The organism is Rhodanobacter lycopersici, assembly GCF_040812335.1.
In the GTDB taxonomy this organism is placed as follows: Bacteria; Pseudomonadota; Gammaproteobacteria; order Xanthomonadales; family Rhodanobacteraceae; genus Rhodanobacter_A; species Rhodanobacter_A lycopersici.
The window spans coordinates 262,945-286,586 of the sequence record NZ_JBFOHK010000001.1 but is presented as its reverse complement, the minus strand read 5'-3'; the positions used below and the strand labels follow the sequence as shown (position 1 = coordinate 286,586).

Here is a 23,642-nt window from a genome sequence, read left to right as displayed (position 1 = left end):
CAGTAGTGCCGCAAGTCACATGGGCCTCGGCGCTTGCAATGCGCCTTGGGTTGCGGACACAGAGTTAGACTGACTCATGGGCGATCTGATACCCACGACAACCAACCCCAATCGCACCCATCGCACACAGGGTCAACTGCTTATCCCCTTGGCTAGTGCGAGCGGCTATGGGCCGAATTCCTGCCTGCCCGCTAAACCGATTTGACCTCGCCGCCGTCCATGCGAAGCATGGCTCCAGTCATCCAGCGCGCGCCGGGCGACACCAGGAATGCCATCAGTTCGGCGATCTCCTCCGGTTTACCGTAACGGGCGATGCCGGCTTCGCGCGGGAAATGCTCGGTCGCTTCGGCGACGCTCATGCCGTGCAGTGGTGCCCAGTGCTCCAGATACGAGCGACGGCGACCCGTCATCACCGGGCCCGGCAACACGCTGTTGACCTGCACGCCGTCGGCGATGCCGCGATCGGAAAACGCCTTCGCCAGCGCAGCGATCGCCGCGTTGATGGTGCCGACGGCGGCATACGGCGCCTTGGGAAAGATCGCCGAATTGCCCGAGGTGAACACCACCGACCCATTGGCTTGCTTCAGCGCAGGCCACGCTTCGATGGTCAGGCGCCGTGCGCCGTGCAGTTTCAACGCCATGCCGTCGTCCCACTGCTCGTCCGTCATCTCGAACAGGTCTATCTGCGGCACGGCGCCGGCGATGTTGAGCAGCGCATCGACGCGGCCGAATGCGGAGAGTGTCTGCTCGACGACGGCTTTCGCGGCGGCCTTTTCCGAGAGGTCGAGATCCAGCACCAGGGCTTTCGCGCCTTGCGCCTCAACCATCCCCGCCGTTTCCAGCAAGTGATCGCGATTCCTCGCCACCAGTACCAGCGAACCGACATCCTTCGCCAGGCGCACCGCCGTGGCGCGACCGATGCCCTGGCTCGCACCGGTGACTATGGCCGTTGAGTTGGACATGTTGTTCTCCACATCTGATGGCAGGGCAACCGTCGCCCGTTGGGGGTATCCAGGATCCCGATGAAATACCGTGTCATTCTCATCGCCCGGCCAGCAGTTCCGAAAGCCGGTCCGGTGTACCGGCGATGCGTTCGAGATGCGGGTAGCGTAGTCCGCCCCGGTAGCCAAGCACTACCGTGCGCGTGCTGCCGTCCATGTCGACGTGGATGCTCAGTGGCGTCGATACGGAAGCCCGGACTGCATCGAGCATGACATGCGTCGAAAAGGCTTGCCCGTTTACCCTTGTCAAGCGTGCACCAGGCGACAGGCCGGCCTGGAAAGCCGGTCCGTTCCATTGCACGGATTGGACGCGTCCATCCGGATCGACCTCGAAGCCGATCGAATCGTCGAGGTCGGTGACGCCGGCTTCCGCTTCGCTCTGGCGAAAGGTTTCAGTAGGTATATCCGTATGCACGAGTTTCCAGCCGGCACGGGCGAGGCCGGCGAGCGCCTCGTTCGTATCGCGGGTATGCAGGTGCCGGTCGAGGAACGCCGCCCAATCACCCGGTGCGATCTTGTCCAGCGCCGCGCAAACATCGTGGAAGGTATAGGTGTGCGTAGTTTGTGAGTCGTTCTTGGCGAAAAAGAGGCGCGCGAAATCGTCGAGGCTGCGCCTGCCATGGCTCAACTCGCGCAGCCGCGCGTCGACGTCCAGCCACAGCAGCACCCCTTCGGGATAATAGTCTTCCCTGCCCTGCCAGCTACGCCACCCGACATGGTGCTTGGCCATGTAGACCGCGTCATTGGTGCTGTCTTGCAGATCCTTCCAGCGGCGGCGGGTGCGGTTGGCGACGAGGTCCGCGTCCAACGCCAGCTTGTCCAGTGTCTGCTGGCGAGTACGCAAGCCGGCACGCGCGGCCAGTATGCGCCCCCAGAATTCGGTCTGCCCTTCATACACCCAGAGCAACGATCCCCTGGCCGGCCAATTGAAGGTGGGCGACCACAGGTCGGCCGGCGTGCGCCAGAGGCCGTTCCACACATGGACGTATTCGTGCGCAATCAGATCGAGGTTGTTCAGTTGCGCCGGGGCATCGGTGAAGTAAGCGGCAGGAAGATTGTCTTCACCCTCCTCCAGGTGTTCGATGCCGCCACCGCCGCCATCGGGCGAAAGCGCATCGCTCAAGGTGACGATCGCGTCGTAGTGGCGGTACGGTGCCGCGCCGAATGTTTTGAGACCCCCGGCGATCAGCGCTTTCAAGCGCGCCACTTGTGCATCGGTGACGACGAGGTTCGCCCTCTCGTCGGCCAGCAGGTCCAGGAACACCGGCTTGGCCGCACCCTTGTCGAGTGCGATCCGGCGCGTGTATCTGCCGGCATAGACGGGGGCGTCGACCAGCCGGTCCAGTGCGACCGGTTGGAAATCCAGCTTGTCATCGCCGCCGGCCTGGAAAGCGAGCGATGTGTACGACGTGAGCCCGTGCGGAAGCGCGAGCGTCGCGGCCACGGGAATGTCGCGCACATACCAGCCGGCCGGATAGAGCAGCACGCGCTGCCACGGCACGATGACCATGTCCGGTCGCAATAGGTGTGAAGAGGATGGCGCGAGGAACTGGAAGTCCAGCGTGATCGAACGGCCACCCTTTGGTACCTCGACATGGAAGGCGTGCATGTTCACCGGATCACGCGTCCAGTCCACCGGTTTGCCATCAACCCACACCATCAGACCGGCCAATTCCGTCACCGTGGCGGTCGGGGCGTGGCTGCCGGCCTCCCATTCCGGATAGAGCAGGACCGTATCGCCGGGTGCCTGCACCGGGATCGTCTCGTGCACGGCAAACACCTGGTGATCGGTGTCGCTGGCATCGACGGCCAGTTCCATGGTGCCCACGAATGGCCGGTCCGACGGGATGGGCGGCGCCGGAGGCAAGGGCGCCGCCGTCGGCCCTGTGCCGACCTGCGCCGCGGCACCGCCTGTCACCGGGGCAAGCACCGTCAGAGCCGCCAGGCCGGCACGCAAGGGAACAGACCAACCCACCGTGGAACGGCGCCGGATCGGGTGTTTGGTCATGCTGGGGTACATCCGTCAATTGGATTTGGATAAATAGTCTACTGTGGACAATATATACAACATCGCGTAGAAACAAGGCGCTGCCCTCCCCCCAAACCAGAAACCATGGCCAAGACCCGAAAGCCCTCCCGCACTGCACTGGCCCGCTATTTCCCCATTGCCGAGGCGGTGGCCGCCCTCTTCAAGCCGCACGTCGAGGTGGTGATCCACGACCTGGCCCGCAACCAGATCGCCTACATCGCCAACGCCTTCTCCAGGCGCCGCGTGGGCGATTCCTCTGCCGGGGACCGGTTCGACGAGGCCGTGCTGGAACAGGACGTCATCGGTCCCTATCGCAAGGTCAATCGCGATGGGCACAACCTGCGCTCCATCACCGCCACGCTTCGCGACGACGAGGCGCGGCCGGTAGCCATGATGTGCATCAATTTCGACGTCTCGGCACTGGAGCGCATTGGTGAACAGGTAGCTTCGCTGGCATTCCTGCCGGGGTCACTGGAGCCGCATGCACCGTTCTTCCACGACAACTGGCGCCAGGCGCTGGAACGCACCGTTGGCGAGTTCGAGGCGAAGCGTGGCATGGCCACCCGCCTGATGGGGCCGGAGGCGCGGCGACAACTCGTCAGCGAGCTGGAGGCGGCCGGTCTGCTGAGCATCCGCAATGCGCCGTCAGTCGTGGCCCAGCGCATGGGGATTTCCCGCGCCAGCCTGTACAACTACCTGAAAGAAATCCGCGGCGGCTGATGCCCTCTGGCATCCAGCCAACAGGGCATGACCGGTGATCTGCCCGAGTGCTACCCGGAAGCCTCTCCCATGCGGCAAGCGCATCGGCGATGTTCTTGCCGTGCGAAGGTGACTGGTCTGGAAGACGGGATACAGCCCCCGGGAACGGCAGGGAATGGTGGCGCCTGCCGGCCATCCAGACGTCCAGTCACATCGCGATGCCGCGTCTTGCCACTGGATCGTCATTACCCATCTGTCCACTCCCGTCTGTCCACGGCAGGCCAGGTCGCATGGAGAATGGTATATAAAATTCATTGACACAGTTTTGTTATACTGATATCAGTGCATCCACGGGCCATCCGTATCTCTTGGGGGAGTTGACGTGGACATGTACCGCTCGCCGTATGCACGCCGCTGCATCTGCCTGGCCGTCGCCATGGCATTGGCCGGTCCCGCGCTTCTGCGGGCGCAGGACAACAACACCGGGCAGGCCGCAACAACACCTGCTGCCGGCAAGAGCCGCCATCGTGCCGCCGACAACCAGGACACGGACGGAAAGACCACACGCCTGCCCACCATCATCGTGACCGCCGACAAGCGCAGCGAACCGCTGCAGAGCGTGCCGATGGCGGTGTCGGTGCTGACGCAGAGCCAGCTCGACCGGCAGAGCGCCAGCAGTTTCAGCGACTATGTCAGCCAGGTGCCCGGCCTCAACGCGATCTCCTCGGGCGAGGGCTGGACCCAGCTGGTCCTGCGCGGCATCACCTCGGGCAGCCACCAGCCCAACGCCACGGTGGGTACCTATATCGACGACTCGCCGTACGGCTCCAGCACGATCTACGCGGCCGGCAGCATGCTCACGCCTGATATCGACCCCAGCGACCTGGAGCGCATCGAGGTGCTGCGCGGGCCGCAGGGCACGCTGTACGGATCGAACACCCTGGGCGGCCTGATCAAGTTCGTCACCACCCCTCCCGACACCACCGCAGCCAGCGCCCATGTCGATGTCGACACCCACAGCGTGGCTGGCGGCGGCAGCGGCTCCGGCTCGCATGCGACGGTGAACATCCCGCTGGTGAAGGACACCCTGGGCCTGCGCGTCAATGCCTATGCCCGTACCGATCCCGGCTACATCGACAACGTCTCCACCGGCCAGACCGAGGTGAACGAGGCCCAGGTCCGCGGCGGCCGCGCGCAACTGCTGTGGACGCCCAGCGACAAGGTTTCGGTGCGCTTCTCCGCGCTGGCGCAAAACCTGAGCAGCGACGGCCTGGCCAACGGCGGCATCGACATCGATCCGGCCACCATGCAGCCGCTCTACGGCTGGAACAAGCAGGCGCGCGCCGCCGGCACCGGCCTGTTCAAGGTGAAGTACCGCCTCTACGACCTCACCGCCAGCGCCGACCTGGGCTGGGCCAAGCTGGTCTCCACCACCAGCTACGGCACGCTGCGGCTCAACGAGAACGTCGACAACACCGCGCTGTACGGTCCGCTGCTCAACCCGCTGTTCGGCCTGTCCGACGGCGGTTATTCGGAAGTGCAGCCGATCGCGCTGAACAAGGTCACGCAGGAACTGCGCCTGCAGTCGCCGGAAGACCAGACCTGGGAGTGGCGCACCGGCCTGTTCTTCACCCACGAACGCACCGTGGACCAGCAGGACATGGCCACTTTCGACGCCAGCACCGGCCAGCCGATCGCGCTGCCCACGGTCGCGCACGTGTCGGTGGGCCCGGCGTTGTTCACCGAGTGGGCCGGCTACGGCGACCTGACCTGGCACGCCACCGACCGCTTCAGCGTGCTGGTCGGCGCGCGCTACAGCGACGACCGCACCACCTATACGCAGACCAGCACCGGCCTGCTGATCGGCGACACCGATTTCACCTTGCGCAGCAGCGACCAGCCGATCACCTACCTGTTCAATCCCAGCTTCAAGTTCAGCGACAACACGATGGGCTATCTGCGGGTGGCTTCCGGCTTCCGTCCGGGCGGCGCCAATGTCGGCGTGTCGCCCGGCATGGGGGCGCCGCTGACCTTCGACCCGGACAAGCTGGTGAACTACGAGCTGGGCCTGAAGACGATGATGCTCGACGGTCGCATGAGCCTGGACATGGACGCCTTCTACATCGACTGGTCCAAGGTGCAGCTCACCTCGACCGTGGACGGCATCAGCTTCCTGGGCAACGGCGGCAAGGCAGTCAGCGAGGGCTTCGAAGCAAACCTCAACTATCACCCGGTGAGCGGCCTCACGCTGTGGGCGAACGCCTCCTACACCGATGCCCGGCTCGCCGAGGACAACCCGGCCGGCAGCGTCTACGGCCTCAAGGGCAATCCCCTGCCCTACGTGCCGAAATGGAACGCCAGCGTGGGGGCGGACTACAACTTCCCGCTAGGCGGCTGGTCCGGCTTCGTGGGCGGCAACTTCAGCTATGTCGGCCGGCGCGCCGCGGAGTTCAACCAGGTTCCCGCACCGCGCATCTACCTGCCTTCGTACAACAACATCGACCTGTATGCGGGCGTGAACTTCGGCGACTGGATGTTCAAGGTCTACGCCAAGAACCTGGCCAACAGGCACGGCATCACCTCGGTATGGCCGGAGACGCTGAACCCGATGGGCAGCCCGTACAACGCCACGGTACAGACGCCGCGCACGGTCGGCGTATCCGCCAGCGTGGATTTCTGAGCCGGCCCTTCCTTCCGCACGCCACGGGGATTCCCGCATGAACCGAGTATTGAGGGGTCTGGCCGCCTTCGTCGCCAGCGTCAGCCTGGGCACGGCGATCGCACAGCAGGCGGCTCCGGCACCTACCGCCAGCGTGCCCGCAGATGCAAGCGGGGCCCAGCCGGCGGACATCGCGCCGGCGCTGACGGCGCAGGATCTCGGCTCGTTCTTCGACGGCCTGATGCCGTACGCGCTGCGTCGCAACGATATCGCCGGCGGCGTGGTGGCGGTGGTCAAGGACGGCCAGCTGCTGTTCGCCCGCGGCTACGGCTACGCCGACCTGGCCACGCGCACCCCGGTGACGGCCGACAACACGCTGTTCCGGCCCGGCTCCACTTCCAAGCTGTTCGCATGGACCGCGGTGATGCAACTGGTCGAACAGGGCAAGCTGGACCTGGACCGCGACGTCAACGCCTACCTCGACTTCCGGATTCCGCCCTATCAGGGCAAGCCGGTCACCCTGCGCGAGCTGATGACGCACACGCCGGGTTTCGAGGACGTGACCCGCGGACTGATGCCGGCCACGCCCGACCAGCTGGACCTCGGACGCTACCTGAAAGCGCACTTGCCCGTGCGCATCTTTCCGCCAGGCCAGCTGGTGGCCTATTCCAACTACGGTTGCGGGCTGGCCGGCTACATCGTGCAACGCGTATCCGGCCAGCCGTATGCGCAATACATCGAGCAGCACATCCTCGAGCCGCTGGGAATGGATCATTCCAGCTTCGGGCAACCGCTGCCGCCGGCGCTGGCGCCGCTGATGTCCAAGGGCTACCTGCGCGCCTCGGACCGCAAGCCGCAACCGTTCGAGCTGGTCGATCCGGCACCCGCCGGCGCGATGAGCACCACGGCGACGGACATGGCGAAGTTCATGATCGCCCAGCTGCAGGACGGCCGCTACGGCAATACCGGGATCCTCAAACCGGCCACCGCGCAGCTGATGCACAGCCCGCAGTACGCGCCGGCACCGGGCATGCCCGGCTTCGACCTGGGCTTCTACCAGGAGGACCGCAACGGCCTGCGCATCATCGGCCATGCGGGCGACACCGTGGTGTTCCACAGTGACCTGCACCTGCTGCTGGACAAGAACGTGGGCCTGTTCCTGTCCTTCAACAGTGCGGGCAATCCCGACGCCGGCGGCACGTTGACGCTACGCCGCTCGATCTTCCACGCCTTCCTCGACCGCTACTTCCCGTCCCCGCTGCCCGTGCAGGCGCCGGCACCGGCGAGCGCGAAAGCCGATGCCGCCAGGGTGGCCGGCTGGTACCAGAGCACGCGCCGCAACGACAGCGCGATGAAGCTGTTCAACCTGCTCTCGCAATTCCAGGTTGCCGCGGCGCCGGATGGCACGCTCACCGTGTCGCCGATGCTGGTCGACACTGCCGGCCAGCCGCTGCACTGGCGCGAGGTCGCGCCGCTGCAGTACCGCGAAGTGAACGGCCGCGACCGGCTGCGTTTCGTCGCCGGTGCGGATGGCCACATCCGCTACTGGACCACCACGTACATTCCGGCCGTCATGCTGTTCCAGCGCGTGCCCGCCGCACACGGCAAGGGCACCGTGCTGCCGCTTGCCGGCCTGTCGCTGCTGATCGTGCTGCTGGCGCTGGCCGGCTGGGGTCTGGGGCGCTGGCTGCGCCGCCACTACCGCGCCACGCTGGAACTGCCGCCCGGCCTGCGTCGCACGCGCCTGTATTCGCGGCTGGGTGCGCTGGCGCTGTTCCTCGATCTGGCTGGCTGGTTCGTGCTGCTGGGTTCCGTCGGCACGCACCTGTCCCTGCTGCTGCAGGGCGGCGCCGCACCGTGGATGACCCTGCTTTACATCTCCGGCATCGTCGCGCTGCTTGGCGTGCTGGCGATCGTGCTGCATGCGGTGAACAGCTGGCGGCCGGGCGGCCGCAGCCTGCGCGTACGGCTGGGCGAGACCCTGCTTGCGCTCGCCGCGCTCTATCTCGGCTGGTTCATCCTGGTGTTCGGGCTGGTCAGCTTCAACACGCATTTCTGACCGGGAGCGATGATGACCAGCGACCTCCACCCGCCGCTCACGCTGAGTGCGCACATCGAAAAGCTTCCGCTCAAGCAGCCCTTCCATATCACCGGCTACACCTTCACCGCCTGCGACGCCGTGGTGGTAAGCCTGCACGACGGCGAGTTCACCGGCCAGGGCGAAGGGCTGGGCGTCTACTACCGCGACGACACGCCGGCCTCGATGTTGCAGCAGGTCGAACGCCTGCGCGGGCGCATCGAACGCGGCATTACCCGCGAACAATTGCTTGAACTGTTGCCCGCCGGCGGCGCACGCAATGCGCTGGACTGTGCGCTGTGGGACCTCGAAGCAAAACGCGGCAACACCTCCGTCTGGCAGCTCACCGGACTGTCGCGGCCCGAGTCGCTGCTGACCACCTATACGTTGAGCGCCGACGACCCGGACGAGGTGGCCGAAGCGGCGCGCAGCTACCAGGGCGCGCGCGCGCTCAAGCTCAAGCTCAAGGACGACCACCTCAACGCCGAGCGCGTGCGCGCGGTGCGCGCGGCCTGTCTCGGCGTGTGGCTGATGGTGGACGCCAACCAGGGGCTCACCCGCGAGTCGCTGGCGCAGATGCTGCCGACCTTCGTGGAGAGCGGCGTGGCGGTGGTCGAACAACCCTTCCCGGTCGGCCGCGAAGCGTGGTTCGACGGGCTGCACTACCCGGTCCCGCTGGCCGCCGACGAGAGCGTGCAGGACCGCGCCGACCTGCCCGGCCTCGGGGGCCGCGTGCAGGTGATCAACATCAAGCTGGACAAGTGCGGCGGCCTCACTGCCGGGCTGGCGATGGCGCGCGAGGCGCAGCAACGCGGCTTCCGCCTGATGGTGGGCAACATGGGCGGCTCGTCGCTGTCGATGGGGCCGGCCTTCGTGCTCGGCTCGCTGTGCTCGGTGGTGGACCTGGACGGCCCGATGTTCATCCGGTCCGACCGCGAGCCCGGGGTAAGCTACCGCGACGGGCACATCTGGTGTCCCGACGGGATCTGGGGCGGACCATGCGCCTTGCCCGCATGAGTTTCCCGGAGGATCGACGTCCATGACCGCGGCCCCGCCACCTGCGCGCGAACGCCGCTTTCTAGGCCACCCGCTTGGCCTGAGCGTGCTGTTCCTTACCGAAATGTGGGAGATGTTCTCCTTCTTCGGCATGCGCGCGCTGCTGGTCTACTACATGACCATGCGGCTGGACTTCGGGCAGGAATACGCGTCGCTGGTCTACGGCACCTACGCCGCCTTCGTCTACTTCACGCCGGTGTTCGGCGGCATGGCAGCGGACCGCTGGCTGGGCAAGCGCAAGGCCGTGGTGATCGGCGCCGCCACCATGGCACTGGGCCATTTCATGATGGCCTTTCCGGCACTGTTCTATCCCGCGCTGGCCACCATCGCGCTGGGCAACGGCCTGTTCCTGCCCAGCCTGGCCAGCCAGATCAAGGGCCTGTACCGCGAGGGCGACCCGCGCAGCAAGAGTGCCTACAACATCTACTACGTGGGCGTGAACCTGGGCGCCTTCCTGGCGCCGCTGGTGTGCGGCTTCCTGGGCGAGGCCTATGGCTGGCACTGGGGCTTTACCGCCGCCGGCGTGGGCATGCTGGCCTCGCTGGTGATCTACCTGGCCGGCAGCCGCCACCTGCCGCCGGAACCCACGCGCGCCGCCGCGTCGCACGCTCCGCGCACGCCGCTGGATCGTGCTGTGTGGCGCCGCCTCGCCTTTCTCGGCGGCATCGCCGCCATCGTGGTGCTGTTCCGCGGCGCCTACGAACAGGTCGGCAACACCATCGCGCTGTGGGCGGAGGTGGGCGTGGACCGGCAGGTGACCGCCGGCTGGAGCATCCCGATGGCCTGGTTCCAGGCGCTGGATCCGCTGATGGTGTTCGTCGCCACGCCGCTGCTGGTGGCGCGCTGGGCACGCCTGGCGAAGCGCGGCGTCGATACGCCGTCGCTGCAGCGGATGGCCTTCGGCGCGGCCGTGGTCGGGTTGTCGTACGTACTGCTGGCTGCGGTGACTGCGTGGAGCGAGGCGCGTGGCGTGCATGCGAACTGGCTGTGGCTGGCGGGCTGGTTCGTGCTGATGACGCTGGGCGAGTTGTATATCCTGCCGGTGGGCCTGGGCCTGTTCGGCCGCCTGGCGCCGGAAGGTTTCGGCGCCACCTGCATTGCCTTGTGGTTCTTCGCCGGCTTCTTCGGCAATTTGCTGGCCGGCGCGCTGGGCACGCTGTGGAGCCTGCTGCCGCACGGCGGCTTCTTCCTGCTGATCGGCGGCATCGCAGGCGTCGCCGCGGCCCTACTGCTCGCGGTGGGCCTGCGCGTGGGACACGCGGAAAAACGGGATAATCCGGGCCTGACCGCTACGATCTCATGACGAGGCCCTCCTGATGACCAAGGACCTGAAGCAGAAGCTCAAGGATCACTGGGACGGCTTCACCGCCTCCGAGCGGAAGATCGCCAATTACCTGATGCACAACATCCGCGACCTGCCGTTCGAGACGGCGGCGTCGCTGGGCAAGCGCGTGGGCGTGAGCCCGATGACGGTGGGACGCTTCCTGCGCACGCTGGGCTACGAAGGCCTGGGCGAGATGAAGGAGGAGTTCCGCGGCGACGGCACCTGGCGGCATTTCTACAAGCCGCCGGAACTGCCCCAGGACGGCGACGCGATCGCCATGCACTTGCTGGCGGAAACGCGCGCGCTGGCCGGCGTGCACGAGGTTGCCCGCACGAAGGAATGGAAGTCGGTGATCCGCCAGCTGGTCGCGGCCGACCGCGTCTCGGTGGCGAGCTTCCAGCACAGCAGTTTCCTCGGCCTCGGTCTCGCCAAGCTGCTGCAGCAGGTGCGCCCGCGCGTCGCCTTCAACGACGGCGCCGACAGCGCCTGCGTCGACATGCTGCTGGACTCGGACAGGAACAGTTGCGTGGTGCTGATCGACCAGCGCCGCTACTTCAGGCAGTTCCGCGAAGTCGCCGAACATGTGGCGCGGCGCGGCATCCCGCTGGTACTGATCGCCGACATCGAATGCTACTGGGCGCGCGAACTCACCCCGCATGCGCTGCTGATCCCGGCCAGCGAGGTGTGGCACAGCTACTGTGCGATGTCGAGCCTGTTCAGCCTGATCGTGGCAGCGGTGACCGAGCAAAGCGACGGCGTGATGGAACGGCTTAGCGAGATCAACGAACTTCGCCAGGAACTGGACTGCTACATCGACCCGCCACGCGGCAAAGTGCGGAAGAAACCACATCGCTAGTACGCGATGCGAGCATCGCAGATGCCACTCCCCTAGCCTCGATGACTTGCCCTGATCATCCCTCTCCAGCACCAGTGCCTCGCCACTGAATCCGCCTCCAGGTTCAAGCGCCCCTCGTCGCCACCACCGGCGGCACCGCGGCGGCACGAAGCGCGGGGCCGAGCACGGCGAGCTGGCCGATGGCCCACAGAGCCAGCGCGCCGACCGGCAAGTAGATGCCCGGCAGCCGCGGCAATTCGTAGTGCATCATCAGGAACAGGTTGATGCCATAGGCGAGCGCCATGCCCAGCGCAATACCGGTGGTCGCCAGCAGGAAGTTCTCGGTCTGGAAGTAATGCAGGATGTTGGCGCGCGTGGCGCCCAGCGCGCGGCGCACGCCGATGGTGCGGCGGCGCTGTCCGACCCAGAAGCTGGATAATCCCGCGATACCCAGCGCGGTGACGATGAGCAGCGCCACGATGACACCCAGCAGCATGCCTGCCATGGCGCGGTCGTTCTCGAAGAACCCATGGCGTAGTTCGTCGTAGGTGCGCTGCTCCAGCACGATGCGATTGGGGTCGAGGCGCTTGAGCGCAACCAGTGCGGATTTCAGCACCTGCTCGCGATCCTCCGGTGTGGTGCGGATCACGTAGCTCCCTCCCTCCGTCGCGGTCAGGCGTATAGGAAGCACGACGCTGTACTGGGCCCCCATCTGCAGATTGTCCGGTCGTGCCAGCGGCGCGCTCACGCCGACCACCTGCAACGGTATGTCGTTGCCAACATAGATCGTCTTGCCCAGCGCATTCTGGTCAGGCCACAGGCGCGCGGCGACCGCCTGGGTGACGATCATGGTGTGCGGCAGGTTTTTCATGTCGCCGCTGTGCAGCGCAGGCATGACGGCTTTCAGGTCGAGCAGCTCATCGGGCTGAAAATCGCGCCCCGAAATCAGCCGTACACCCAGCGTAGCCAGCAGGTTCTGCCCGTAGTAGCTCGCTGCCTCGAGCGTGTTTTGCCGCTGGTGGGGGTGCAGCTTGAGGCCGCTGCTGGACATGTCGTAACCACTGAGCGGCAGCTGGTTTGCCAGGGCCACCGCCTGCGCCCCGGGGATCTGCCGCAATGTCGCCAGATCGGTTTGCGCCTGCGTGTAGGCATCCGGTCGGTCGCCGATGTAAGCAAACTTGATCTGCACCAACTCGTGTTCGGCGACGCCGCTGGCAATGTCCATCTGTTGCAGGCGTTGATGGATCAGGAACACCGCGTTGCACACGATGGCGCAGGTCAGCGCAATCTGCAGGATCAGCAGCCATGCGGTGATCTTGTGCCGGTTCAGGGTGGAGAGAATCGGTCGGATATCCATCTCAGTTGCTCTTCAGTTGCAGGCCGGGGGCGACACGGCAGGCACGCCAGGCCGGCAGTCCACCGGCCAGCAGGCTGGCGCCCACCGCCAGCAGGAATGTCACCAGCAGCATCGCGCCATCCAGATGCGCCAGCGGCGCGTAGTCCGCCGGCTGCCGGCGCACCAGCCACAGACCCAGATACGCCAGCAACAGGCCGCCCAGGCCACCGGCCAGCCCGATCACGCCTGACTCCACCAGCAACTGCATGAACAATGCACGCCGCGATGCGCCCAACGCGCGGCGTACTCCCAGCTCGGCGGAGCGGCGCAGAAACTTGGCCAGCATCAAGCCCACCGTATTGACCAGACACACGAGCAGGAAACCCAGCGCCAGCCAGGTCTGCAGCTGCACGTCGCCGGGCACGACCTGCTCGTAATCCAGCCACTGCATCAGGTTGCGCAGGCGTACGTTGGGCGGACGCTGGAAGCGGCCCAGCGACTTTTGCTCTTGCGAGTAATGGACCAGGAACTGCCGGTACGCGGCGGCCTGGGCCGGCGTGTCCAGTTGCACCCAAAACTGCAACCACACGCAAGGTGCCGTGGGCGTGGCGTCGGCACCACCATTGCCCCAACAGTCGGCGCCTCCAAGATGCGCCAGATGCAAATCCTGCGACGTGGACAACGGCAGATAGACGCCTTCGCTCCCGCCATAGTTCTTCACGTTGAGATCGTAGAAATGCGGATTCGGCCGCCAGTCGCCCAGCACGCCGATGATGCGCAAGGCATGCCCCTCCACGCGCAGCATGCGCCCACTGCTGTCGCGGCCGCCGAACAGCTTGTCGTTGAGCCTGCTGCTGATTACCACCACGGCCGCGCTGGCCGCATCCTCGGATGCGCCCCAGGCATGGCCATACTGGAACGGCACGCCGAACATGGGAAAGAAATCGGCCGTGGTGTAGCGCGCCGCCTCGTAAAACGGATCGAGCGCGGACTGCGCCGGCTGGATGGCCACCGAACCGCCCGTCATCAGCGCCTGGCGATCCGCCCGTTTCGCCTGCAACAGGTTCATGCCGTCGATCCAGCTGACTCGATCCGGCGGTTCGCCATGCGCTTGGTAGTCACCCATGTCGCGTGGGTCAAGCTGTGGTGCGTACAACGTGCTGCTGCGCCCTGGCAACGGATCACCGGACAGCACGTGCAGTACGGTCAGCGTGGTCATGCTGGCACCGATGCCCAGCGCGATCGCCAGCACCATCAGCGCGGTGAGCACCTTGTTGCGCCGGAGGCTACGCAAGGCGAGGTCGAAGTAGTAGCCGAACATTCCTTTCCTCCTCAGTTCACTTCCGCCGCTGCAGGACGGGGTGTAGATAACCCGCACGCTTCGCATGGCCGCAGACAGGACTGGCCATGCGCGTATCAGGCGGCAAGTAGGAGCCTGATCCGCCTGCGATCGGCTGGCAGCAGGTTGGGGGTGAACGGAGACGTCGGGGTGGCGAAGCGGACGCTATCGGCCCATGCGGGCGAACAGCGCATCGCGATATCGGCGGCTGAGCCGGAGAATGCGGCCGTTGCGCAGATGGATTTCGTGGTCGCCCTTGAAGAGCGGAGTGAGCGATCCGATGGAGCCGAGGTTCACCGCTGTCGACTTGTGGACCCGCACGAAGCGTTGCTCGCCCAACTGGGACAGCAGATCCTGCAATGTCCTGCGCAACAGATAGCTGCGCGCAGCCGTGTGCACGTGGACGTAGTTGTCGTCGGCTTCGAGCCATTCGACGGAGGCTGCATCGATCAGCTGCAGCCGTTCGCCATCCGGCACGAGCAGGCGCTCGCAGGAAGTCGCCTGTGTTCGCCCGATCGCTACCGCTGCAGCGCCGGACTCGTGGATGCGCAGCCTTTCCCTGACACGCTGCACGGTGCGCGCGAAACGATCCCGGTCGTAAGGCTTGAGCAGGTAGTCGATCGCATTGAGGTCGAACGCGTTCACCGCATGCTCGTCAAATGCGGTCACGAACACGATCAGCGGCGCGCTCGATGGCTCGAGCTGCGCCGCGACCTGGAGTCCCGACAACGTCGGCATCTGGACATCGAGAAAGGCCACATCCGGGCGCAGCCGTTCGATGCACTGCGCTGCGGACAATCCGTCCTCGGCTGATCCCACCACGGCCATGCCCGGTTGCTCGGCTACCCAGCATTCGAGTTTCTCGCGCGCCGGCGCCTCGTCATCGGCGATCACGGCACGGATCATGGAAGGCTGTCCGCCAGTGGTATGGAGACACGCGCGGCAACGCCGTCGCCCTCGTTGGAGACGAGCAGGGACGCTGCATTGCCGTAGATGATGCCCAGCCGCTCCCGGCAATTGCGGAATCCCACTCCGTCACGATGCTCCGGCGCCAGTATGGAGCCGGAGTTGCTGACGACGATTTCCAGGGAGCCGTTTTCGCGGCGGGCGCCGACATGGATGCGCACTGGCGTCACCGTACGCTCGACACCGTGTTTGAACACGTTCTCGAGCAAGGGCTGCAACAGCAGTGCCGGAACGGGGATGTCGAGGACCGTCCGATCGATCTGCCAGTCCAGCGCCACGCGATCCCGGAACCGCTCATGCATGATGCCCGCGTACAGCTCGAGCGTGCGCAGTTCCTCAGCGAGCGGCGTCATCTCATGCTCATTGGAGCGAAGACTGATACGCAGCAGATCGCCGAGCGCCGCGACCAATCGGTCCGCTCGCGCCACGTCCGTATGCATCAGGGCCGAGACGGTGTTGAGTGCATTGAACAGGAAATGCGGCCGCAGCTGCCCCTGAAGCTGTGCAAGCTGCGCCTCGGCCAGCGCTTTTTGCGTTTGCAACAAGCGGCGCCACTGGAGTTGCCACTGCCCATAGGAATCGATGCCAAACAGCACCCCGAGCCACAGTCCTGTGTTGTACGTAATCTTGAGGCTCTCATATACAACGACGAAGCCCCAGCCCGGGTGCTCGTAGGTACGGCCCACGGCAGCGTAGACGCCGTGTCGTATCGCGTAGACCACCGCAATCCACGTGATGAAGATCAACGGCAACCACCGCAGATAGCTGGCGAACCAGATCAAGGGCTTGTCCAGATACCGCGCATAGCGTCCGCGAACCTGGACGGCAAACCACATCCATCCGGTCGAGACCAGCGCCGAACTGCCCTCCGTCAGGATGGGCTCCCACCACCGGGTGAGCGGATCACGGAGCTGATCCTCGATGGCAACGCCGATCATGAGCAGCCAGAACACCGCCCACAATGCCCACAACGCGGCCATGCTTTTCTGAGGGAACGTCGCGCCGTAGTCGGCGTGGACACCCGTCGAAGGTAGGCGAGATAGCATGTTCATCAGGTTCGAGTGTAGTCGCGCCCGCGATGACGGACGTCTGATATGTGGCAAGCGGGACTTGCGATGGGTAAAGCGGACATTTGCGTAGTCCTACCCCCGATGCCACGTCTAACCACCTTTGTTCATGTCCGCCACCGGCCCAAGTCGAAAACAGTTCGCCCTGGATGTCGCACGCTAAGGCTCACGGGCCATTTGAGGGAGCATGTCCGCAAGGCTCGTGCCAGTCAGTATTCCGGCCCTGAGCCCGGGATGACGTCGCGCTGACCCTCATACCCTCGCCGGGGCAAACCTTGGATGAGGAGGCGCCGTGATGGGACGCTCCGGGCTGTGACCCGGAGCGTCATACCGTCACCGCTGGCTGTCAGTGCAGCGGTCCGGCAATCCGGATTAGGTCCCAGATGTAAGCTGTGGTGCTTCTCGACCCACCATGGCCAACTGCTGCGGCGCATAGCGCTCGCCCTCGGCCTGGAGCTGCGAGGCGGCCTCGGCGATCTCGTTCAAATCGTCGCGCGTCAGCTCGATCCGGGCCGCACCAAGGTTCTCCTCCAGGCGATGCAGCTTGGTCGTGCCCGGGATCGGCACGATGTAAGGCCGCTGTGCGAGGAGCCATGCGAGTGCAATCTGCGCCGGTGTCGCCCCCTTCGCGCTGGCCACGCGCTTCAGGAGATCGACGAAAGCCTGGTTCTTTTCCATGGCTTCGGGAGAGAACCGGGGCACGCTGCTCCGGAAATCGTTATCCGCCAGCCGAGTGTCCTTGCCCATCGCGCCGGTCAGGAACCCCTTGCCCAGTGGACTGTAGGGCACGAAGCCGATGCCCAATTCGTCGCAGGCCTGCAGGATGCCGTTGGTTTCCGGTGCACGCCACCAGAGCGAATATTCGTTCTGCAGCGCCGCGACGGGCTGCACGGCATGGGCTCGGCGCAGCGTCTGGACACCGGGCTCCGACATGCCGAACTGCTTCACCTTGCCTTCGGCGATCAGCTCCTTGACGGTGCCGGCCACATCCTCGATCGGCACGTTGGGATCCACGCGGTGCTGGTAAAGCAGGTCGATGGTGTCCATGCCAAGACGCTTCAGCGAACCTTCGACGGCCTGTCGAATGCGTTCCGGGCGGCTACTTACACCGCGATTCTCGCGTGTGTCGAAATCGATGTCGAAGCCGAACTTGGTGGCGATGACGACCTGGTCCCGGAACGGCCGCAAGGCCTCGCCGACAACCTCTTCATTGGTGAACGGGCCGTAGACTTCAGCGGTATCAAAGAAGGTGACGCCGCGTTCCACGGCTGCGCGGATCAGGGCAATGCCCTCCTCCCTGGTGAGCTGGGTGGCGTAGCTGAAGCTGATACCCATGCAGCCGAGGCCAAGCGCCGAAACCTCGAGGCCGCTCTTTCCGAGTGTGCGTGTCTGCATCTGTTGTTCCTCCAAAGGATTATGGATCGCGTGGCGTGACCTTGATCGTCGCCGAACGCGCGCGATCACCGATCATCGAGTCCAGATAGGGATTTCCGTGATATTTGGCACGGTAGGCGTCATCGATCCGGTCGTTGACGGCACCTTCGACCGGCGCGAAGCTGGCCTCCCTGATCAACCCGGCCGCGATGATGCGACCGGCTTTTTGCCGAAGGGCCGCCTGGTACCAGCGGGAGCGCTGGCCGTGGTAGGCGCGCGCATAGAGATTGCCGTCCAGCGCGACCGACCAGATCCAGGTCGGCGTGCCGAAAGTGACTCCGTCGTCCCGGAGCGGCGCCATGTGGAGGTCGTCGGCTTCGGCGATCCGCCGGAGCGTTTCCGCCGGCCAGGACGTCATGGGTCGCCCGCCTCGTCGAAAACCTTGCGCGCGATCTGCAGCGCCGTCATGGCGGGCGGCCAACCAGCATAGAAGGCAAGATGCGTGATCGTGCCGATGATCTCTTCGCGCGTCACCCCGTTCTCCAGGGCCTTCTTGAAGTGGAACGGCATCTCGTTGACGCGGTAGAGCGAGACGAGGCTGGTGATCGTCACCAGGCTGCGGTCGCGCGGCGACAGGGCCGCCTGCTCCCAGACATCCCCGAACAGCACCTTGTCGGTGACCTCCGCCAGATGGGGAGCGATGTCCCCGAAGGACTTGCGTGCGTTGGTGGGTACTTCTTTCATGGGGCGACTCCTGGAATTCAATCCGTTCGCTTCACGGGACTAGACCCGCAAGAGGGTCTTGATGGCGCGCCGCTCGTCCATGGCGCGATAGCCCTCGGCCACGTCGGCCAGCGGCAGGTCGAGATCGAAGACCTTGCCCGGATTGATGGTGCGGCTCAGTACCAGATCCATCAGGTGTGGAAGGAAACGACGCACCGGTGCGGGACCACCCAGCATCCCGGTCTGCGAGAAGAACAGCGACTGCCCGTCCAGTTCGACGCCGTGCGGGACGCCGACATAGCCGATCATCGCGCCGGGGCGTGCGCTCCGAATCGCCTGTTGCATGGATTCCTGCGTCCCTACGCATTCGAGGACCGAATCCGCGCCGATGTTATTCGTCAAATTCCGGATCTGTGCCACGCCGGCGTCGCCACGCTCGGTCACGATGTCCGTTGCACCGTATTCGAGCGCGAGCTCCTGCCGCTGCTTGTGGCGGCTCATGGCGATGATTCGCCCGGCGCCCATCTGCCTGGACGCAAGTACACCCATGAGGCCGACCGCACCATCCCCGACCACCACCACGGTCGAACCCGGCTGGACCCGTGCGGCGTCGGCGGCATACCAGCCCGTGCCCAGTACGTCCGAAACAGCCAATAGGCCCGGGATCAGATCATCGGAAGGTACGGTAGCCGTCGGCACCAGCGTGCCATCGGCCAAGGGTACCCGCGCATAGGGCGCCTGGGCGCCGCTCATGAATTCACGTTGCACGCAGGACGATTGAAAGCCGTACCGGCAATGCGGACAGGTGTTGTCGGAAAGGCAGAACGAACCGACGACGAACTGTCCCGGTTTGACGGTTTTGACTTCGCTGCCCACTTCGACGACCACGCCGCAGTATTCGTGGCCCATGTGGGCGGGGCTACCCATAGGCTGAAGCCCGCGGTAAGGCCACAGATCCGACCCGCAGATGCATGTGGCCGACAGCTTGATGATGGCGTCGGTGGGCTTGAGGATTTTCGGCTCTTCGACGTGCTCGTAACGCACATCGCGCGGGCCATGCAGGACGGTTGCTAGCATCGTTCGATCTCCTGGGTCTTCACATCGTGTAGCCGGGCTTCTTGTAGAGCTTGCCCTGCCCCTGCTGGATATCCTGCTGGTAAACCTTTGCCGCCCAGTCGCGCGGATTCACTTCCTCGAACGCGACCGAGACCGACTCCTCGCCGTAGCCGAGGACATCCACGACGTCCACGGTGATGCGGTCGGTCAGCGCCTGCTTCTGCTGCTCGGTCTTTCCCGGCCAGGCTTTGACGATCACGTGTGGCATGGCGCCCGCTCCCCGGCCGTCATTGGTCGGGTTCGACCGGGCCGAGGTAATCGGCATCGGATACCTGCTCAAGCCAGGTGACTGGCGATCCGTCGAGCCATTCCTGCACGGCGATATGGCTCATCGCCGTCGTGTCGGTGGCGCCGTGCCAGTGTTTCTGGCCGCAGTCGCAAAACACGACATCGCCGGCGCGGATCTCCTTTTTCGGCCCGCCCTCGCACTGCGTCCAGCCGCATCCGGAGACCACGATCAGGTGTTGGCCCAACGGGTGCGTATGCCACGCCGAACGCGCCCTCGGCTCGAAGGTCACCAGGGCGGCGGATGTACGGCCAGGGCCGGCAGGGTCAAAGAACGGATCGACCCGGACGTCACCGGTGAAGTAGCTGGCCGGCCCCTTCACCGAGGGGCGTGAACCGTTGCGGTCGATGCGCATCTGCATGGCGTGGACTCCTGAACCTGGAATGGTTTTCGTCGAATGCACGAAAGTTTCCCGTGCAGCGGGCCTCGCGACTAGCTAATGGATGCTTAAAGACTATATAAGTGTGGCTAATAAATAACCTGTGCCACAGTGCGCCATGGCAAGACGCAACCTCAACGACCTGCTCGCCTTCGTCACCATCGCCCGCGAAGGCAGCTTCACTCGTGCCGCGGCGCAACTGGGCGTGACCCAGTCGGCCCTGAGCCAGACCATGCGGGCACTGGAAGACCGGCTCGCCATCCGTCTGCTCACGCGCACGACACGCAGCGTGTCGCCGACCGAAGCGGGCGAACGGCTGTTGAAAGCCATTGGCCATCGTTTCGACGACATCGAGGCCGAGCTGGAAGCCCTCACCGTGTTGCGGGACAAGCCTGCCGGAACCGTGCGCATCACCTGCGGCGACCTCGTGCTGCGGACGATATTGCTGCCGAAACTCACGCCCCTGCTCCACGCATACCCAGACATCGAAATCGAGTTCGACGTCAACTATGGCTTCCGGGACATCGTCGCCGACCGCTTCGATGCCGGCGTGCGCCTGGGCGAGAGCATCGACCAGGACATGATCGCCGTGCCGATCGGGCCGCCACTGCGCATGGCGGCCGTGGCCTCGCCGGATTACCTCGCCTCGCGCCAGGCGCCGGCAAAGCCGGAAGACCTGGTCTCGCACCGCTGCATCAATCTCCGGCTGCCGACCTATGGCGGCCTGTACGTGTGGGAATTCGAACGTCGCGGTCGCCCGCTGAACGTGCACGTCGAGGGGCAGCTCACGTTCAACACCTCGCCCCCCATCGTCGAGGCCGCCCTGGATGGGATGGGCATAGCCTTCCTGCCCGAAGACGAGGTCTCGCCATACCTGCAGCAAGGTCGCCTGGTCCGCCTGCTGGAGGACTGGTGTCCGCCGTTTCCCGGCTACTACCTCTACTACCCGAGTCGTCGCCAACCTTCGCCCGCCTTCTCGCTGGTGCTGGAGGCACTGAAGCTGAAACAGGTTCGATCCTGACATCCACTTGGCAGTTGCCTGGCGGGGCGGAGCCACAGCCTGCGTACGATACAGCTGCACGTCGGCATTTCCCGCGCAGGCCTGCATACCTACCTGAAAGACATCCGGCGAAGCCAGCGCCCGCCGCCGGTATAGGTCCTGCTGATGCGCCTGCGGAACTGGCTGGCGGCTCGCGGCGGCATCCTGCGGGTGGTCCGCCGTGTGCCTGGCTACGCAAGCAACCCGGCGATGCCGGCATACAGGCCAAGTCCGGCGGTCAGCGCGATGATGGTGCCTGCCACGATCGCATAAGGGCCCCTGAGGCAATATGGCTCGGGCAGTACGCGTCTGGCCAGCAGGAACAGGAAGCCCAGCACTATCGGCAGCAACAGTGCGTTCATCACCTGCACGCCGACGCTCAGCTCCACCAGGTCGGTACCCGAGGCGACCAGTACGCCGCCCAGCACCAGGATCAAGGTATAGGCGCCGTAGAACCATGGCGCCTCCTGCGGCCGGTGGCGCAGCGAGTGCTCGAAACCCATCACCTCGCCCAGCGCACGCGCCGCGGTCAGCGTCACCACGATGGCGGCCACCAGCGAGGCGCCGATCATGCCCAGCGCGAACATCAGCGTGCCCGCCCAGCGGCCGAGGAAGGGCGTCAGCGCCTCCACGATCTGCTGCACGGTGTCCAGCGACCGGCCGGGTTCCGTACGTCCGATGGTGGCCGCCGCGGCGACCAGCACCGCCGCCATCACCGCCTGGGTCAGCACCGAACCGATCGCGGTATCCCAGCGTGCGGCATTCAGGTCGGCGGCGGTCAGCCCCTTCTCTGCCACCGACGACTGCTGGTAGAACACCATCCACGGCATGATGACCGCGCCCATGTTGGCGGCCACCAGATACAGGTAGCGGCCGTCGGCGAACGGTACCTGCACGGCCTGCGTCAGCATCGCCGACAGATCGGGTTTCGCCAGCCACGCCACCACGAGGAACACGCATTCGAACAAGCCGATGGCCAGCGCGATGCGCTCCACCGTGAGGTAGGAGCCGCTGCACACCATCGCGGTGAGCCCGCCCACCACGATGAGCATGCTGAGCCAGGTCGGAATGCCCAGCAGCGCGCCTACGCCGGCGATGCCGCTCAGTTCGGTGACCAGCGCACCCGCGCAGGCAAGCAGCAGGGTCGACACCGACACCCAGGCCCAGAACCACCCGAAGTGCCGGCGGATCGCGTAGCCGTGCCCGTGGCCCGTGAAGATGCCCAGGCGCACCGTGAGCTCCTGCACGATGAACAGGATCGGCACCATCACCACCTGCAGCAACAGCAGGCGATAGCCCGATTCCGCACCACTCTGCGCCGCGGTGATGAGGCTGCCCGCATCGGTATCCGCCAGCATCACCACCATGCCCGGACCCGCCACCGCGAGAAAGCGCAGCCAGCGCGGCCTGTTGCGCATCGTCACGCCTGCGGGGCCGGCAAGCGGATGCCCCGGAACCTGTCCGGTGCGCAATGCCTTCCCGGTTGCCTGCGTGTCCATGCCCTGCCCTGGTCAGATGTGAGAATGATTCCTTGTCGTACTGTCGAGCCGCAGCCACGCCGCTTGCACTGATCCAGGTCATGACCACGTCACCGGGCCTACGAATGAAGCCCCGACTTGTCGTAAGCAACCCGCGCAACAGCGACGGGCGGCCAAGGTGATTCGGCGCTTGCCTGCATGCGCAGACTTCGCAGCTCTGCGAAGGGTGTTCGAATGCCGGGCGCGTCACCGTGCCGCACGATCGCCCGGATTGATCCCGCATTCGCATGACGCAGATCAGCGCTGCCCGGCAACGACGCTCGCAGAATCGCTCCGGCCACTTTTCCCAAGGAGCGATACCCATGCGCAGACTGATTGCCCTCGTCCTGCTCGGCTTTGCCTGCAGCCCGTTGCTTGCCGCCGAGTGCACCGCCACCGTCGAGGCCAGCGATGCGATGCAGTACAACGTCAAGTCCATCACCGTGCCCAAGGCCTGCAAGAGCTTCAAGGTCACGCTGAAGCACACCGGCAAGTTGCCGGTGGCCGCGATGGGCCACAACTGGGTGTTGTCGCATGCCGCCGACAAGGCCGGCGTGCTCGCCGACGGCGCCTCGGCCGGCGCCGCCAACAGCTACGAGAAGCCGGGCGACACGCGCATCATCGCCCACACCAGACTGATCGGCGGCGGCCAGTCCGACACCGCGACGATCGACGTGGCCAGGCTCAAGGCCGGCGAGCAGTACGCCTACTTCTGTACCTTCCCCGGCCATGCCGCGCTGATGAACGGCACGCTGAGCCTGGGCAAATAAGCCAGCCTGGGCGACTGCCATCCCGAACGTCCCAGCCGGCGCAAACACGC

At 65.4% G+C, this 23,642-nt stretch carries 21 protein-coding genes; 8 read left to right on the top strand and 13 right to left on the bottom strand.

Annotated features, from left to right (window positions below; translation table 11 throughout):
• Positions 1-191: 191 nt before the first annotated feature.
• Positions 192-974: an SDR family oxidoreductase gene (locus ABQJ54_RS01305; protein ID WP_367852476.1), complete on the bottom strand. Its 783-nt coding sequence runs from the start codon at positions 972-974 to the stop codon at positions 192-194.
• Between the two features lie 67 nt (positions 975-1,041).
• Positions 1,042-3,009, bottom strand: a complete 1,968-nt coding sequence (locus ABQJ54_RS01300) for a M61 family metallopeptidase (protein WP_367852475.1) — start codon at positions 3,007-3,009, stop codon at positions 1,042-1,044.
• A gap of 105 nt (positions 3,010-3,114) precedes the next feature.
• On the opposite strand from ABQJ54_RS01300, the gene ABQJ54_RS01295 reads away from it, so the two are divergent.
• The 6 genes from ABQJ54_RS01295 (at position 3,115) to ABQJ54_RS01270 (ending at position 11,701) form a co-directional block, all read left to right on the top strand.
• Positions 3,115-3,750 carry a helix-turn-helix transcriptional regulator gene (locus ABQJ54_RS01295; RefSeq protein ID WP_367852474.1) on the top strand — a complete coding sequence of 212 codons (636 nt, stop codon included), beginning with the start codon at positions 3,115-3,117 and terminating at the stop codon, positions 3,748-3,750.
• A gap of 367 nt (positions 3,751-4,117) precedes the next feature.
• The gene (locus ABQJ54_RS01290) at positions 4,118-6,409 is read left to right on the top strand and encodes a TonB-dependent receptor (RefSeq protein WP_367853542.1); all 2,292 of its coding nucleotides are present in this window, start codon (positions 4,118-4,120) and stop codon (positions 6,407-6,409) included.
• Positions 6,410-6,446: 37 nt separating this feature from the next.
• Positions 6,447-8,447 (top strand): serine hydrolase domain-containing protein, encoded by a 2,001-nt coding sequence (locus ABQJ54_RS01285; protein WP_367852473.1) that lies wholly within the window; start codon positions 6,447-6,449, stop codon positions 8,445-8,447.
• 12 nt (positions 8,448-8,459) lie between these two features.
• A complete protein-coding gene (locus tag ABQJ54_RS01280; protein WP_367852472.1) occupies positions 8,460-9,482 on the top strand; it encodes a dipeptide epimerase in 1,023 nt (340 codons plus the stop codon).
• 22 nt (positions 9,483-9,504) lie between these two features.
• Entirely contained in the window at positions 9,505-10,824 is a 1,320-nt protein-coding gene (locus tag ABQJ54_RS01275; RefSeq protein WP_367852471.1) for a peptide MFS transporter, read from the top strand.
• Between the two features lie 13 nt (positions 10,825-10,837).
• Entirely contained in the window at positions 10,838-11,701 is an 864-nt protein-coding gene (locus ABQJ54_RS01270; protein WP_367852470.1) for a MurR/RpiR family transcriptional regulator, read from the top strand.
• 103 nt (positions 11,702-11,804) lie between these two features.
• On the opposite strand, the gene ABQJ54_RS01265 is transcribed toward ABQJ54_RS01270, so the two are convergent.
• The 10 genes from ABQJ54_RS01265 to ABQJ54_RS01220 form a co-directional block, all read right to left on the bottom strand.
• Positions 11,805-13,037 carry an ABC transporter permease gene (locus ABQJ54_RS01265; RefSeq protein ID WP_367852469.1) on the bottom strand — a complete coding sequence of 411 codons (1,233 nt, stop codon included), beginning with the start codon at positions 13,035-13,037 and terminating at the stop codon, positions 11,805-11,807.
• A gap of 1 nt (position 13,038) precedes the next feature.
• A complete protein-coding gene (locus ABQJ54_RS01260) occupies positions 13,039-14,337 on the bottom strand; it encodes an ABC transporter permease (protein WP_367852468.1) in 1,299 nt (432 codons plus the stop codon).
• Between the two features lie 183 nt (positions 14,338-14,520).
• Positions 14,521-15,261 (bottom strand): LytR/AlgR family response regulator transcription factor, encoded by a 741-nt coding sequence (locus ABQJ54_RS01255; protein ID WP_367852467.1) that lies wholly within the window; start codon positions 15,259-15,261, stop codon positions 14,521-14,523.
• On the bottom strand, positions 15,258-16,373 hold the full coding sequence (locus ABQJ54_RS01250) for a sensor histidine kinase (RefSeq protein ID WP_367852466.1): 1,116 nt from the start codon (positions 16,371-16,373) through the stop codon (positions 15,258-15,260). Before ABQJ54_RS01250 ends, ABQJ54_RS01255 begins: the two co-directional genes overlap by 4 nt.
• A 387-nt stretch (positions 16,374-16,760) precedes the next feature.
• Complete coding sequence (locus tag ABQJ54_RS01245; protein ID WP_367852465.1) at positions 16,761-17,783, bottom strand: aldo/keto reductase; 1,023 nt, start codon at positions 17,781-17,783, stop codon at positions 16,761-16,763.
• Positions 17,784-17,802: 19 nt separating this feature from the next.
• Complete coding sequence (locus tag ABQJ54_RS01240) at positions 17,803-18,180, bottom strand: DUF2255 family protein (protein WP_367852464.1); 378 nt, start codon at positions 18,178-18,180, stop codon at positions 17,803-17,805.
• On the bottom strand, positions 18,177-18,506 hold the full coding sequence (locus ABQJ54_RS01235; protein WP_367852463.1) for a carboxymuconolactone decarboxylase family protein: 330 nt from the start codon (positions 18,504-18,506) through the stop codon (positions 18,177-18,179). The genes ABQJ54_RS01240 and ABQJ54_RS01235 overlap by 4 nt, the downstream gene beginning before the upstream one ends.
• Before the next feature lie 39 nt (positions 18,507-18,545).
• Positions 18,546-19,562: a zinc-dependent alcohol dehydrogenase family protein gene (locus ABQJ54_RS01230; protein ID WP_367852462.1), complete on the bottom strand. Its 1,017-nt coding sequence runs from the start codon at positions 19,560-19,562 to the stop codon at positions 18,546-18,548.
• 19 nt (positions 19,563-19,581) lie between these two features.
• Positions 19,582-19,809: a tautomerase family protein gene (locus tag ABQJ54_RS01225; protein ID WP_367852461.1), complete on the bottom strand. Its 228-nt coding sequence runs from the start codon at positions 19,807-19,809 to the stop codon at positions 19,582-19,584.
• 19 nt (positions 19,810-19,828) lie between these two features.
• Complete coding sequence (locus ABQJ54_RS01220) at positions 19,829-20,242, bottom strand: (R)-mandelonitrile lyase (RefSeq protein WP_367853541.1); 414 nt, start codon at positions 20,240-20,242, stop codon at positions 19,829-19,831.
• A gap of 142 nt (positions 20,243-20,384) precedes the next feature.
• Between ABQJ54_RS01220 and ABQJ54_RS01215 the strand changes: the two genes are divergently transcribed.
• Positions 20,385-21,287, top strand: a complete 903-nt coding sequence (locus ABQJ54_RS01215) for a LysR family transcriptional regulator (RefSeq protein WP_367852460.1) — start codon at positions 20,385-20,387, stop codon at positions 21,285-21,287.
• A 209-nt stretch (positions 21,288-21,496) separates the two neighbouring features.
• On the opposite strand, the gene ABQJ54_RS01210 is transcribed toward ABQJ54_RS01215, so the two are convergent.
• Positions 21,497-22,723: an NRAMP family divalent metal transporter gene (locus tag ABQJ54_RS01210; RefSeq protein ID WP_367852459.1), complete on the bottom strand. Its 1,227-nt coding sequence runs from the start codon at positions 22,721-22,723 to the stop codon at positions 21,497-21,499.
• A 422-nt stretch (positions 22,724-23,145) separates the two neighbouring features.
• Between ABQJ54_RS01210 and azu the strand changes: the two genes are divergently transcribed.
• Positions 23,146-23,592, top strand: a complete 447-nt coding sequence (azu, locus tag ABQJ54_RS01205; protein ID WP_367852458.1) for an azurin — start codon at positions 23,146-23,148, stop codon at positions 23,590-23,592.
• Positions 23,593-23,642: the final 50 nt, after the last annotated feature.

Bases quoted from the DNA above. Each gene is read 5' to 3' on its own strand.
- ABQJ54_RS01300 (WP_367852475.1), bottom strand. From the start codon at position 3,009: ATGACCAAACACCCGATCCGGCGCCGTTCCACGGTGGGTTGGTCTGTT.
- ABQJ54_RS01295 (WP_367852474.1), top strand. From the start codon at position 3,115: ATGGCCAAGACCCGAAAGCCCTCCCGCACTGCACTGGCCCGCTATTTC.
- ABQJ54_RS01290 (WP_367853542.1), top strand. From the start codon at position 4,118: ATGTACCGCTCGCCGTATGCACGCCGCTGCATCTGCCTGGCCGTCGCC.
- ABQJ54_RS01285 (WP_367852473.1), top strand. From the start codon at position 6,447: ATGAACCGAGTATTGAGGGGTCTGGCCGCCTTCGTCGCCAGCGTCAGC.
- ABQJ54_RS01280 (WP_367852472.1), top strand. From the start codon at position 8,460: ATGACCAGCGACCTCCACCCGCCGCTCACGCTGAGTGCGCACATCGAA.
- ABQJ54_RS01275 (WP_367852471.1), top strand. From the start codon at position 9,505: ATGACCGCGGCCCCGCCACCTGCGCGCGAACGCCGCTTTCTAGGCCAC.
- ABQJ54_RS01270 (WP_367852470.1), top strand. From the start codon at position 10,838: ATGACCAAGGACCTGAAGCAGAAGCTCAAGGATCACTGGGACGGCTTC.
- ABQJ54_RS01265 (WP_367852469.1), bottom strand. From the start codon at position 13,037: ATGGATATCCGACCGATTCTCTCCACCCTGAACCGGCACAAGATCACC.
- ABQJ54_RS01260 (WP_367852468.1), bottom strand. From the start codon at position 14,337: ATGTTCGGCTACTACTTCGACCTCGCCTTGCGTAGCCTCCGGCGCAAC.
- ABQJ54_RS01255 (WP_367852467.1), bottom strand. From the start codon at position 15,261: ATGATCCGTGCCGTGATCGCCGATGACGAGGCGCCGGCGCGCGAGAAA.
- ABQJ54_RS01250 (WP_367852466.1), bottom strand. From the start codon at position 16,373: ATGAACATGCTATCTCGCCTACCTTCGACGGGTGTCCACGCCGACTAC.
- ABQJ54_RS01245 (WP_367852465.1), bottom strand. From the start codon at position 17,783: ATGCAGACACGCACACTCGGAAAGAGCGGCCTCGAGGTTTCGGCGCTT.
- ABQJ54_RS01240 (WP_367852464.1), bottom strand. From the start codon at position 18,180: ATGACGTCCTGGCCGGCGGAAACGCTCCGGCGGATCGCCGAAGCCGAC.
- ABQJ54_RS01235 (WP_367852463.1), bottom strand. From the start codon at position 18,506: ATGAAAGAAGTACCCACCAACGCACGCAAGTCCTTCGGGGACATCGCT.
- ABQJ54_RS01230 (WP_367852462.1), bottom strand. From the start codon at position 19,562: ATGCTAGCAACCGTCCTGCATGGCCCGCGCGATGTGCGTTACGAGCAC.
- ABQJ54_RS01225 (WP_367852461.1), bottom strand. From the start codon at position 19,809: ATGCCACACGTGATCGTCAAAGCCTGGCCGGGAAAGACCGAGCAGCAG.
- ABQJ54_RS01220 (WP_367853541.1), bottom strand. From the start codon at position 20,242: ATGCGCATCGACCGCAACGGTTCACGCCCCTCGGTGAAGGGGCCGGCC.
- ABQJ54_RS01215 (WP_367852460.1), top strand. From the start codon at position 20,385: ATGGCAAGACGCAACCTCAACGACCTGCTCGCCTTCGTCACCATCGCC.
- ABQJ54_RS01210 (WP_367852459.1), bottom strand. From the start codon at position 22,723: ATGCGCAACAGGCCGCGCTGGCTGCGCTTTCTCGCGGTGGCGGGTCCG.
- azu (WP_367852458.1), top strand. From the start codon at position 23,146: ATGCGCAGACTGATTGCCCTCGTCCTGCTCGGCTTTGCCTGCAGCCCG.